Origin of the sequence: Vibrio zhugei, assembly GCF_003716875.1 — a bacterium.
Classification (GTDB): domain Bacteria; phylum Pseudomonadota; class Gammaproteobacteria; order Enterobacterales; family Vibrionaceae; genus Vibrio; species Vibrio zhugei.
The window spans coordinates 1,702,804-1,716,069 of the sequence record NZ_CP033078.1; the positions used below are offsets into that span (position 1 = coordinate 1,702,804).

10 protein-coding genes are annotated in these 13,266 nt (G+C 46.8%); 5 read left to right on the forward strand and 5 right to left on the reverse strand.

From position 1 onward, the window contains the following. Positions 1–23: 23 nt before the first annotated feature. Positions 24–2,261, reverse strand: coding sequence for a DNA internalization-related competence protein ComEC/Rec2 (locus tag EAE30_RS13135; RefSeq protein ID WP_164711863.1), 2,238 nt, complete (start codon positions 2,259–2,261; stop codon positions 24–26). A 7-nt stretch (positions 2,262–2,268) separates the two neighbouring features. Between EAE30_RS13135 and EAE30_RS13140 the strand changes: the two genes are divergently transcribed. Further along, on the forward strand, positions 2,269–2,793 hold the full coding sequence (locus tag EAE30_RS13140) for a DUF2062 domain-containing protein (RefSeq protein WP_123016327.1): 525 nt from the start codon (positions 2,269–2,271) through the stop codon (positions 2,791–2,793). A gap of 186 nt (positions 2,794–2,979) precedes the next feature. On the opposite strand, the gene EAE30_RS13145 is transcribed toward EAE30_RS13140, so the two are convergent. From EAE30_RS13145 to lolC, 4 genes are all read right to left on the reverse strand, one after another. Further along, entirely contained in the window at positions 2,980–4,293 is a 1,314-nt protein-coding gene (locus EAE30_RS13145) for an IS4 family transposase (RefSeq protein WP_123017376.1), read from the reverse strand. A gap of 125 nt (positions 4,294–4,418) precedes the next feature. Next, entirely contained in the window at positions 4,419–5,663 is a 1,245-nt protein-coding gene (gene lolE, locus EAE30_RS13150; protein WP_123016328.1) for a lipoprotein-releasing ABC transporter permease subunit LolE, read from the reverse strand. Beyond that, positions 5,664–6,353, reverse strand: coding sequence for a lipoprotein-releasing ABC transporter ATP-binding protein LolD (gene lolD / locus EAE30_RS13155; protein ID WP_123016329.1), 690 nt, complete (start codon positions 6,351–6,353; stop codon positions 5,664–5,666). Beyond that, positions 6,346–7,554, reverse strand: a complete 1,209-nt coding sequence (lolC, locus tag EAE30_RS13160) for a lipoprotein-releasing ABC transporter permease subunit LolC (RefSeq protein WP_164711864.1) — start codon at positions 7,552–7,554, stop codon at positions 6,346–6,348. The genes lolD and lolC overlap by 8 nt, the downstream gene beginning before the upstream one ends. Before the next feature lie 176 nt (positions 7,555–7,730). On the opposite strand from lolC, the gene EAE30_RS13165 reads away from it, so the two are divergent. The 4 genes from EAE30_RS13165 (at position 7,731) to EAE30_RS13180 (ending at position 13,261) form a co-directional block, all read left to right on the forward strand. Continuing rightward, complete coding sequence (locus EAE30_RS13165; RefSeq protein WP_123016331.1) at positions 7,731–8,297, forward strand: PilZ domain-containing protein; 567 nt, start codon at positions 7,731–7,733, stop codon at positions 8,295–8,297. A gap of 11 nt (positions 8,298–8,308) precedes the next feature. After that, positions 8,309–11,773 carry a transcription-repair coupling factor gene (gene mfd, locus EAE30_RS13170; RefSeq protein ID WP_123016332.1) on the forward strand — a complete coding sequence of 1,155 codons (3,465 nt, stop codon included), beginning with the start codon at positions 8,309–8,311 and terminating at the stop codon, positions 11,771–11,773. Positions 11,774–11,850: 77 nt separating this feature from the next. Further along, entirely contained in the window at positions 11,851–12,660 is an 810-nt protein-coding gene (locus EAE30_RS13175) for a peptidoglycan binding protein CsiV (RefSeq protein WP_123016333.1), read from the forward strand. Positions 12,661–12,709: 49 nt separating this feature from the next. Further along, positions 12,710–13,261 (forward strand): GNAT family N-acetyltransferase, encoded by a 552-nt coding sequence (locus tag EAE30_RS13180; protein ID WP_123016334.1) that lies wholly within the window; start codon positions 12,710–12,712, stop codon positions 13,259–13,261. Positions 13,262–13,266 lie beyond the last annotated feature (5 nt).

Genomic DNA, 13,266 nt, shown 5'->3' on the forward strand with positions numbered 1-13,266 from the left:
TATCACTGGTTAAAAAATTCTCCCTATTCTAACCCGTTACGCAGCATCTGCCTATACCATCGATGGTTATCATCTAACCTCTTCGTCATTATTCTCATGTCATTGGGATGAAAAAAGACCGAAATTTGTCCCGCGGATCCCGTATCCAACCATGTGGCTCCCGATTGTTGATAGCGTTTGACAATATGAGGAGAAGGTAATCGCCAGCGGTTTCCTTTATTAATGGATGCCAGTGCCCACTTTGGCGAAACCCGTTTTATCAATTGTTGAGTGGAGGACGTCGCACTGCCATGATGAGGTACCACCATGACTTGAGACGTTAAATGCGATTGGTTTCTTACCAATAACCATTCTCCTACCGCTTCCACATCGCCAGTCATCAGTACTGAATGCCCATACATATCACGGACACGTACCACACAAGAATGCTGATTATAGGCCCGAGTCACGCGTTTCGGTGGCCATAACACCTCAATACTCAAGGAGCCCCACCACCAATTCATTCCACGTAAACACGCTTGGCTACTCGGCAACGATTGACTGGTGAACACCCGAGCATCAGGCGCTTCCCGCTGCAATACAGACAAGCCCCCTGCATGGTCGTCATCCATATGACTGATGACAATACTATCTAATGCTATCCCTCGTTTCGCGAGTATCGGTAAAATCACACTTTGCGCCATACTGCCACCTTGCCAACTGGCGCCAGTATCAAAAACCAACGCGCGATTTCCTTGTTGAATCAGTATGGCTAAACCATGACCGACATCGAGCACATCCATTCGCCATTGCAACAACTTCGGTTGGTGAAAACATGCCAGCATAAAAATGGTCAGTAACGCCGCAATGGCCGGTCCCCTTAACCAATCTCGGCTACGCCACACAACCAGCCCACCGACCACCACCCACATCATCGTATCACTGACCGATAGCCAACCTGAGGGAACGCTATGCAGCGTCGTCAGCACCGGTGACAATGTCTGCTCAGCAAGCTGCAAGAGCCAAGCGTACCCGGGTAGAGATAACACAAGCCAAACCAACGCCATAAAGAGCAGTGGCATCACGATATAACTGAACCAAGGAATAAAAATAAGATTAAATAGCAGTGATACATAACTTACGCCGTGATACAGACCAATACTAATCGGCAGCATCAACAAAGAAATACCCGCTTGCAACCACAGCATTTGCCACCACCAGCGAACAGGGAATGTTGGGCGTTTGGTCAAATAAAGAATAACGATCACCGCGCTGAACGACAGCCAAAAACTGCTCGAATAACTGGCAAACGGGTCAACCGTCAGAACTGAGGCAAGAATGAATAATAACCGCCAGAGCGTCGTAACATGCAAACGCAATCGTAAAATAACAACCATGGTCAGGCACATCAGCAAAGCACGCAGCGTCGGTAAGGTAAATCCAGCTAACCATGCATAGCCACTGGCCATACTCAACCCAACCCACCACGGGGTCCATAATAACGATGGATGAAAACGGCTGAGTAATTGTGCGAGTAAAAAACCAAAACCAAACGCGATGCCGATATGTAATCCAGAGATCGCCACTAAATGGGACAAACCACTATTACGCAAAGCTTGCCATTGCTCCGTCGAGAGCAAACTGCGGTCACCAAATAGCAACGCCAATATCAAACCTTGAGCGGGTGAGTTGTGTGTCGCGAGGCTGACCCTTTGATACAATGTGGATAACAGGGAATAATGAGTGAGGATCTGATAGCGGCCCTGATTCGTCACACGCCCTTGCGCCACCCACCCCTGACTAATGGCGTATTTTTCATAGTCAAAGCCAACCTCATTGAGTTGCCCATAAATTGGCTTAATCGTCACAGAAAACTGAACTTGTTGCCCCGGATAAACTCTTATAGGAGAGAACAACTTTATCGTGGGTCGCTGCCACCAAGAAAGGGCGACATGGTTGATGGCAGTAATGGTTATCGGCCCTCGGAATCCAGACTGTGAAGAAGCAAAAACCTGATTTACCCGACCTTCGATCCAAATAGGGCTTTCGGATTGAAAAATTACGTGTTTTTGTACTCGCATTAACTGGCAATGTGTTAAGATCAGCAACACTGCAATTGCCATACCGACACACACACGCAACCTTGGTATGACGGAGCTCACAACAACAAAAATCACAGTACTCCATACCGCTCCCCAACCAGGAATCGGTGGCCATAAAGGTGAAGACATCACCGTGAGTACAAATGTCATCAACGTCCAATTAGAGAATAAGCGAGTCATAGCCCCCATGCCTAGGAAATTAATTAAGCGGTTAATGCCTAACCATGACGTCATCAAACGCCAAAAGGCATTAAAAATTTTCGGCAACTTGTTATATAACCCCAATCTGTGGTGCTTAAACCGCCGTTCTGCTGCTGGCGCCTTTGCTGTGGGTTTATTTATGGCGTTTATTCCTCTGCCAAGTCAAATGATCATGGCGGCAGGTTTAGCGGTGATGTTTGGTGTGAACTTACCGTTGTCCATTGCTCTGGTTTGGATTACCAACCCGATTACGATGCCAGTGATTTTTTATTTCACTTACAAGTTAGGCGCTCTTGTGATGCATATTCCGTCTCAAGCGTTTCATTTCGAGCTCAGTTGGCAATTTTTACAAGATCAATTCCATACCATCGTCGTTCCTTTGTTTGTTGGTAGTGGTATTTGTGCCGTTGTTGCCTCCGTCATCGGATATTTTGGGATTCTTGGCCTGTGGCGTTATTCTGTCGTCCGTAGTTGGCAGAAACGTCAACATAATAAAGCCGCTAGATTGTAAATCGCCACGTATCGAGCCTCACACTGAACCGTGTTGAGAGAGTTTACTGGACTGAATGGAATAAACAGATAGGCCAAGGTAAGCGACGCGAGTGACCGAGCAGTTTTTCTTGCAAGCCCTAAATACCATTTCATCCAGCAATAAAAAAAGGACCCTGGCGGGTAATGCTTGTAAGTTAAGAGGCATTTAACATCTTTTAGAAGGCCTGGTCGCATAGCGACTGGGCCTTCTTTTTACTGCTCTTGAATAGCTTCGTTCTCTCCTTTCTGGCAGCGTAAAACTCTCAGCCATATCTAAGATGTAATTCATCACCTCCGGGATCCTTCCCGGTGCCACTGACGGCAGTTGCTGTAATTGCCCTATTAAGAACAACGAAGCTTGTTTGAACCCTATCTGGTAAGGCATGACCTTGTTTTGATCGTAAGCCATTTGGCACATCAAGAACCTAAGTAAGTTGTAAGCCAGCAGCATGCCCCATAATTCTTGTTCTACTAGCTCAGGCTTTTTACTTCTTAGGGTTAGGGTGTTTTGCAGCATATATTGCTTCATTTCTCGATAACCAAGTTCGATTTCCCACCGATGGCTATATAGCTCGGCTATGTCTTGCCCTGGGTAACGCAAGGGGTCTGTCATTGAGGTTAATAACCGAACTTCCTTCCCCTTTATCGTCTTGGTGATTAATCGAGCCTCGAGTGTTTCTGGTGCATCGTGCCACTTTTTCTTCGCTTGTGGGGATAGCGTTAACTCAACCAGCTCTTGACCACGTCCTAATTGGCGAAGTGTCGTGTATTGCGCCCCTTTACGCATGGGAATTAGCCAATGTCTTTCTGTCCCTGTTGTCTGCCAACGGTGTAAAAGCCCTAGCGCATAAAAACCTCTATCGAAGATAGTCAGGCTATTATCTGGTGATTGCTCTATGAGCTCCGTTGTTAGGTCCACTTCACTTGTTGATGTGGAATCGAACGAAGCGCTATTTAGAAGATGACTAGTCAGCTCCATGTGGCAGACCATGCGCACTTGAGGATATTCGGACGAGCACTTTTGATTCCGAGTCCGACTGAATGTCTCACCGTTTTCTTTCGTATCTGGCGTTCGCCAGACGACACCGTCGACTGCATGAAGCGTGAGTCCATGCCAGTCTGGATGAGGCGTTTTATCATGCCAAATTTTCTGTGTTTGAGTAAAAACGGATTTCATGACATCGGAGCCCAACCGTTGTCTGGCTTGGATGACGGCACTTGGAGCAACAAATGGCTTCTTACCTGGAAGGAGGATATCCAGTTTCGACACAACTTTCTCCATAGACAAGTGACGATATAAAGACATCCCAACGACACTCCATACCATCATCTCCATAGGCAATCTTCGTCTACGAACTGTGGTAATTCCGGTATCTTCTAAACATTGCGAAATGAGTTCAGGGGAAAGTAGGTCAGATAACCCCGAAAGTTGTTCAGCAGAAAATTTGTGTACTTGGTTAAGTGCTTGTCTTAAAAACATAAAAAAATCCGAGTGCATGAATACACTCGGATTTTGACACGTTAGATGGATCCTTCAACCGATCATTTTAGTCTTAACTGATCGGCATTAACCCTGGCGGGTCCTTTTTTTATTTTAGCGTGATTTTATTTGCCACTTAATACCCGAGCAGGGTTGAGTTGACTGGCTCGCTTAGCGGGATACCAGGTGGCTAATAAACTTAAGACAATCGCGGTTCCAGACACCAGTATGACATCGGTGAGATGTACTTCCGACGGTAAAAAGTCGACAAAATAAATGTCACCGGATAAGAAATGATGTCCGACAATCTCTTCCAACACATTGACAATCGCGGTTAAGTTCCAAGCCAGCAATACGCCGCCTACGCTTCCGACAAGACTGCCCAGTACACCGGAGAAAACGCCCTGCCAAACAAAGACACGTTTAATCAAGCCGTCATTGGCACCCATGGTACGTAAGATAGCAATTTCGGAGGCACGATCCTTGACCGCCATCATTAGCGTCGAGACAATATTAAAGCTCGCCACACCAATCACTAACACCATCACCAAATACATAATCGTGCGGACCATATTGATATCACGGTATAAATAGCCGTATTTTTGTTTCCAACTACGCAAATACACATATTGATTCAGTTGCTGCCCGACATATTTCACAATCCGAGTGGCATGGAAAACATCATCAACTTTTATTGCCACGCCAGTCACTTTGTCGCCCATCATCGTGTATTGCTGCGCATCTTCAATGGGCAATAAGGCTAAGCTATGATCAATCTGCCCATTCAACACTAACAAGCCGGTGACTTTGACTCGTACACGTTGCGGCGCTTCCACTCGCCCAATGTTATTGGTCTTAGGGATCATGAGCGTAATATAATTGCCCACTTTCACCCCGAGTTTATCCGCCACTCCCTTACCAAGAATGACTTGCTTATGGCCAGGTTGAAAGTGTTGCCATGCCTTGTTGGTGATGAACTGTGATAATTTCGAAACCTGACTTTCTTGCTTAGGATCAACGCCACGGACTTGAATCGCTTTTAACTGCTTACCACGCTCAGCCAATGCAGTAAAACGTACATAAGGGGCTGTTGCCAATACATGAGGATTACTTTGCGCACGAGTACTGATCGATTGCCAATCTTCGATTGGACCTTTTACCCCTTCGAATTCACCATGAGGAATAACGGAAAGCACGCGATTTTTGAGCTCGTGCTCAAAGCCGTTCATCGCCGACAATCCAATAATAATGACCGCAACGCCTACGGCAATGCCAATGGTAGAAGAAATGGAGATAAACGAAACCATTTTGTTACGTTGCTTGCCGCGGCTAAACCGACGGCCAATAAAAAGCGAGAGACTGGAGAACACTTACGCCTCCTTCTTCGTTTCAACAAGCAATCCATCTTGCATGAACATCTGCCGATCCATTTTTGCCGCAAGTTGCGTATCATGAGTCACGACCAAAAATGCCGTTCCAGACTCCTGATTTAATTCACGCATCAGATCATAAATGGACAATGCGGTCTGATGATCTAAATTCCCTGTTGGCTCATCCGCCAACACTAAATCCGGTTTATTAACCAGCGCGCGTGCAATCGCGACACGCTGTCTTTCCCCGCCTGACAATTCAGATGGCCGATGCTCAGTACGATGTCCGAGCCCAACCCGTTCCAGTAGAGCCTGCGCCGTTTGCTTGGCTTGTGACACTTTCATGCCACCAATCAACAGTGGCATCGACACATTCTCTAACGCCGTAAAATCACTCAACAAGTGGTGAAACTGATAGACAAAGCCTAAGTGGGTATTACGAATTTTGGCTTGACGATTCGAGCTCAACTGACTCAAATCATGATCAAGGAACGATACACTACCTTCAGAAATATCGTCTAACGCACCCAACACATGCAGCAACGTACTTTTGCCTGACCCCGATGAACCGACAATCGAGACCAACTCTCCCGGTTTCATGTCAAAGGTCACCCCTTGCAATACTTGGGTTTGGAACTCGCCTTCTTGATACGTTTTATACACATTCTGACAAGATAATAAATTATTCATAACGTAAAGCCTCAGCGGGTTTGACAGTGGATGCTCGGTAAGATGGGAAGAGAGTCGCCAATAAGCTCAAAAGAATGGCCAATACGATAACAATGGCAATTTGCCATGGATTAATCACCACAGGAAGTGCGCCGCCCAGTGCAAACAGATCCACACCAACGGCATGGAGAATCGTATTAAGGTTATCGGCGAGTAATACACCGAATACGCCGCCCACCAATGAGCCAATTACGCCACTGCTGGCGCCTTGCACCATAAAGATCGCTAATACCTGACGGTCAGTCATACCTTGAGTTTTTAAAATCGCCACTTCTGGTTGCTTTTCCATCACCACCATAATCAGTGCGGAAATAATATTAAACGCCGCAACGCCGACAATTAAACCCAGCATGAGACCCATCATATTCTTTTCCATGCCGACGGCTTGGAACAGTTCACCTCGTTGCGATCGCCAATCACTCCAATGCCAACCATGCGGTAATGAATGGTGAGACAATTCACCGACCACAAATGGGTCATCAAAGAACAAACGCCATCCTGAAATGGTTTGGGTCGAATAATGAAGTAAGCGTCCCGCATCAGACAAATCGGTGATGATCAGTTGAGAATCCACATCAGAGCCAGTATTAAACAATCCAGCAACGCGAAAATTACGCTGACTCGGGATCCGGCCAAAAGGCGTGTACTGACTGGCACTGGTGACCATCAAACGCACCTTATCCCCAATTTTCACATTCAATTGGCGCGCTAAACTTTGTCCAAGAAACACACGATACGTCCCCGAGGTTAAATCACTGACTCTACCGCCAATCAGATAACGTGCAATAGGATCGTGGTCTTGCGGCTCAATCCCAATCAACATACCGGCACTCAACTCGCTGGCGCTCTGGATAACCGCATCGCTGCGCACGATCGGCTCAGGGGCTCTCGCCGTCGATAATTGACGAACAAACTCTGGTGGTGTTTTGGTGCGTGCTGTTTTATCGTAGTCCTGTGACACCACCGCTTGTGGTAAGACTCCGAGAATGCGACTTTTCAGTTGTGATTCAAAACCATTCATCACTGAAAGCACGGTCACTAACGACATCACACCAATGGTGATCCCCGTCGTGGACATATAGGAAACGAAGCGACTAAAGCGATCGCCAGAACGACCTCTCAGGTATCGCAGCCCTATAAAGGTTGAAATTGGATGAAACATAATACAAACCATACTACTTGAATGGCGATACTGTAACGGGAATCCGGCTCAGGGTGTAGCTTTTCTTTGCTAAATCTCTGTAAGAGACGAGGTCTTTCACGTTTATCCGGCTTCACTGGCTTGATTAGTTGAGCTGTATGACGATAATCAAAACAAGCACAATGCAGGAATCTAACATGAACGACCAAGAATTTTTTATCGTACATCACGCCCTCACTATTAATGTAGAGCCACTTGGCCCAGAAGTTCCGTTGCCAACGGTAGAAAGATTCGAGTCAGAAATTCCAACGCCATTCATCGTGGCCAGTGAATTCAGTCATTTAGACTCTCTCACTGAACAGGCGAAATCCGAGCTTAAAAACAACAGTTTTAGTCATGTTTGCCAATTACTTGACACACAGAACGCGAAATTGAATTTATTATTAACCTTCATGCTCTCTCAACAAGACAATGAAGGCTTGCGCTATAAAACGACAACCTTTGGTGCCAGTCAGTTTTCCTATTTAGCGGATGAAGCGTTACCTGTCCACTCACGAGTCAGAGCAAAACTGTTTTTGGAGTATCCCGCGGCGGCCATTTATTGTTATGGTGTGATAACGCACTGTGAAGAAGATGAACAAGGCTACAAAATTACGGTAAGATACGAATTACTAAGAGAAATCGATCAAGATCTCTTGATCAAGAGCGCTTTGCATCAACAGCAAAAATTACTACGTCAACGTTCACTCGACCGGAATAAATAATAACAAGTCATATGACAACACAGACATTATTGCCACTCGTTGCGTCAAGCGGCGCAGGCGACAAAAAAATCAACGCCAACTTACCAGGCGCCAGTCTTGCACTCGCGATCGCAGAACTGACTAAAACTCACACCAGTCATACCGTTTTAGCCGTGCCCGATCCACAAACGGCGCAACGAATTTTACATGAAATTGAACAGTTTTTAGCAGCGGAAGTGGCACTCTTCCCCGATTGGGAAACCTTGCCGTACGATCATTTCTCTCCTCATCAAGAAATCATTTCTGACCGTATTGCCCGTTTATACCGACTGCCTAATCTCAAGCAAGGGCTGACCATTGTGCCTGTCAGCACCTTACTTCAGCGCCAATCACCGCGCAGTTACTTACTGCAAAACACGTTAATCGTGAAGCGCGGCGACGAATTTTCTCTCGATAAATTGCGTCAGCAGCTTGAAAACTCGGGGTACCGCCATGTTGATCAAGTGTTTGGTCCCGGAGAGTACGCCAGTCGAGGCTCGATACTAGACTTATTCCCCATGGGGAGCAATATACCGTATCGCTTTGATTTTTTTGATAATGAAGTCGATACCATTCGCACATTTGATCCTGAAACCCAGCGCTCTATCGATGAAATCGACAATGTCTGCTTATTGCCCGCCCATGAGTTTCCAACTACGAACGAAGCCATCGAGGAATTTCGTAATCATTGGCGCCAACGTTTCGATGCACGCCGGGAGCCAGAGTCGGTTTACATGCAGGTATCGAAAGGGACTTGGCCCGCGGGTATCGAATACTGGCAGCCACTGTTTTTTGATGAAACCGAAACACTGTTTGATTATTTGCCAGACAATACCCAAATTCTGACCTTAGGCACGCTGGAACCATCCGTCGATCATTTCTTGACCGATACCGCAATGCGCTATGACCAGCGTAATGTGGATCCACTGCGCCCGTTACTGCCTCCGGACGAACTTTGGCTGAAGAAAGACGAACTGTTTGGTGCACTCAAACAATGGCCAGTTGTGCAACTTGATGTGGACGCCGTCCAAGCCAAAACTGGCCGCCATAATATACCCCTGCAAGCGTTACCCGATCTCAGTGTTAATCAGCAACAAAAAGAACCGTTTTCTAAACTGCGTAAGTTTTGTGAATCCTTCAGCGGGAAATTGGTTTTCTCCGTCGAATCGGAAGGCCGACGTGACGCGCTACTGGAGCTGCTCGCCCCTTTAAAACTGCGCCCGACTTACTTTGCGTCTTTTACTGATGCACTGAATGATAAAGCCAAGCTTTGCTTGATTACCGGCTACACTGAGCACGGTTTTGTGTACGACGATGCGCCACTTGCCTTCATTTGCGAAAGCGATATTTTAGGCGAGCGTGTATTGCAACGTCGTCGCAAAAACAACCGACAAAATATCAATAGTGACGCGGTGATCCGTAACTTAGCCGAGCTTAAACCCGGTCAGCCTGTCGTTCACATTGATCATGGCATCGGACGTTACCTAGGTTTACAAACCCTAGAAGCGGGCGGCATGACGACCGAATATGTCACGTTAGAGTACCAAAACGAAGCGAAACTCTATGTTCCCGTCTCATCGCTGAATTTAATCAGTCGTTACTCTGGCGGCGCCGAAGACAGTGCCCCCATCCATAAATTGGGCGGAGAAACCTGGGCGAAGGCGCGTCGACGCGCGGCGGAAAAAGTCCGCGATGTGGCCGCAGAACTGCTGGATGTGTATGCCAAGCGTGAGCTCAAACCAGGCTATCCATTTAAACTGGACAGAGAAGCCTATGCCAACTTTACCGCCACCTTTCCTTTTGAAGAAACCGATGATCAGGCGATGGCGATCAATGCCGTCCTCTCTGATATGTGCCAAGCAAAAGCGATGGATCGACTGGTCTGTGGCGATGTCGGCTTTGGTAAAACAGAAGTGGCGATGCGCGCGGCGTTCTTAGCCACCGATAATAACAAACAAGTCGCCGTTTTAGTGCCAACCACCCTGTTAGCTCAGCAGCACTTTGATAATTTTAGAGATCGCTTTGCCAATCAACCGATCAGAGTGGAAGTTTTATCGCGCTTTAAATCAGCGAAAGAACAAAAAGCCATTATGAGCGATATCGAAGAAGGCAAAGTCGATATTGTGGTCGGAACGCACAAGTTACTTTCCAATAACCTAAAATTCCGCGATTTAGGCTTACTGATTGTCGATGAAGAACATCGATTTGGCGTGCGCCAAAAAGAAAAAGTCAAAGCCATGCGCGCTGATGTCGATATTTTAACGCTAACGGCTACTCCGATTCCGCGAACCTTGAATATGGCCATGAGTGGGATGCGTGACTTGTCGATCATTGCCACCCCACCCGCTCGTCGTCGAGCGGTCAAAACCTTTGTTCGTCAAAACGAAAGTAGCGTCGTTCGCGAAGCCATATTGCGTGAGATCATGCGTGGCGGTCAGGTGTATTTTCTGCATAACCAAGTCGAAACCATTGATAAGGTGACGACGGATTTAGAAACGTTAATTCCAGAAGCGCGGATTACCGTCGCACACGGTCAAATGAGAGAGCGTGAACTGGAAAAAATCATGAATGATTTTTATCACCAGCGATACAACGTCTTGGTGTGTACCACCATCATAGAAACAGGCATCGATGTACCGACGGCGAATACTATCATCATGAACCGCGCGGATAACCTCGGATTAGCACAGTTACACCAGCTACGGGGGCGTGTCGGACGTTCTCATCACCAAGCCTATGCGTACTTGTTAACGCCACCTCCTAAAGCCATGACCAAAGACGCAGTGAAGCGTCTCGAAGCCATTGCCTCATTAGAAGATTTAGGCGCTGGCTTTACCTTAGCCACGCACGATTTAGAGATTCGTGGTGCTGGCGAGTTATTAGGCGACGAGCAAAGTGGGCAAATTCAATCCGTTGGCTTTAGTTTGTACATGGAAATGCTCGATCAAGCGGTTGAAGCCCTAAAATCCGGTAAAGAGCCCTCGCTAGATGAGTTACTGCGCGAGCAAACCGAGGTAGAAATCCGTATTCCTGCACTGTTGCCAGAGGACTATTTGCCCGACGTCAACACGCGATTGTCGATGTACAAACAAATCGCCAGTGTCGATAGTGAAGAGGCATTGACTGAGGTGAAAGTTGCGTTAATTGACCGTTTTGGCGCCCTACCAGAAGCCACTCAAAATCTATTAACAATATCACAACTGAAACTGCACGCAGCACGGCTAAAAGTTCGTAAAATAGAAGCCCATGAACGAGGCGGTTACATTGAGTTTTATCCGAATGCTGACATCAATCCTATGTTTTTGGTTAAGCTGCTACAAGCGCAACCACAACAATTTTCGATGGATGGTCCGACTAAGTTCAAGTTTACTTTACCGTTGGTTGATCGTAGAGAACGCGTTGAATTTATTAAACATATGCTCAATGAGTTTGAACAAAACTTATTGCCAGCGGCTTAGCTTTGCTCTATTAAGCGTGACAGGGTGACTCACGAGTCCCTCACGCTTGATAAGGAACACTTAATTATGGAGTCATAATGAAAACACTGATCCCTTTACTGCTGTTGTTGGTATCTGTGCCAACTTGGGCAAAACGCCAATTTGATATTGAAGTCATTCTATTTAAGCGCTCGGTGGATCCTGCGCAAGTCAATGAATCGTGGCCCAATAACCTACCGCCTGTTTCGCTCAAACGAGCAGGCAGTTTTAGTGATGCCAGTTACTTACAGAAAAAAGGCGTCACTTTACTGCCTAAGTCGGCCTATCAACTTGATCAACAGGCCAACACATTACGAGAGCATGCCGGCTACACCGTGTTATTACACACGGCTTGGCGACAAGGAGATGAAGGAAGCCAGCAAGCGCCGATCTTCCACATTCAAGCTGGGAAAGATTACTCAGATCAATTCCGCGCCAATGGTCATGAAATTACCAATGAACCCGAGTCTGACGCGTCGCAAGATACCACGTCATCTCAAGATCAAGCCGGCTTAGGCGACGGTGTGCAAGAGCAGAACGTATCGAAACCCATTCCGGAACTCGATGGTACGTTACAGGTTTACGTACAACACTATTTATACGTACAAACAGAATTGGACTTAAAAGAGCCAACGACACAGCAAGTGGGACTGAAAGACCGTCCATTGGATTTAGAAATGGGTCCTGAAGATACGGATAGTGACGTTCAATTGGGCCATTTAGAGTCCGTTTCACCGACGAAAACGGTCGAAACCTTCTTAAAACCGTATCGTATGGATCAAAAACGTCGCATGCGCAGTGGGGAAACCCATTATTTGGATCACCCATTGATGGGGATGATTATCCAAGTGCGTAAAGTGAAATCATAACTGGCATGATGCCAAATGGTGCAGACCATGTGATTTAAGGATTGAAACCATGGCTCCAGATTTTCATATCATTACGCAGCACTTAATCTTAAGACTCATTGGTGTTGAAGAAGGCGTGCCTTTGGCGCGCTGTATTCGCCACTCACCCTCTCTGCATCGATGGATAGACTGGTGCCATGAGGCATTTTCTCTGATAGAAGCGGAGCGGTTTATTTCAGCAACGCGGCTTAATTGGGTTAAGTCGGAGGCCTATGGTTTCGGTGTCTATTGCAAACGTACGCAGGAGCTCGTCGGCATGGTCGCGATTAATGAATTTTATCCGACATTCAATATGGCGAGCCTCGGCTACTGGATCGCTGACGCGCATCAGCGACACGGTTATGGCAAAGAAGCGCTCAATGCACTGATTGAATTTGGCTTTGCAAAACTAAAACTCACTCGCTTAGAGATTGTGTGTGATCCCGAGAATCAGCCCAGTCAATCCCTTGCCCAAGCGTGCGGTGCACAGTTCGAAGTTATCGCACGTAATCGCTTTATTGATCATAATCACCCCAAAGATGGCGCGGTCTATGCGGTATTACCTCGCCAGCAACACGCATAAAAAAA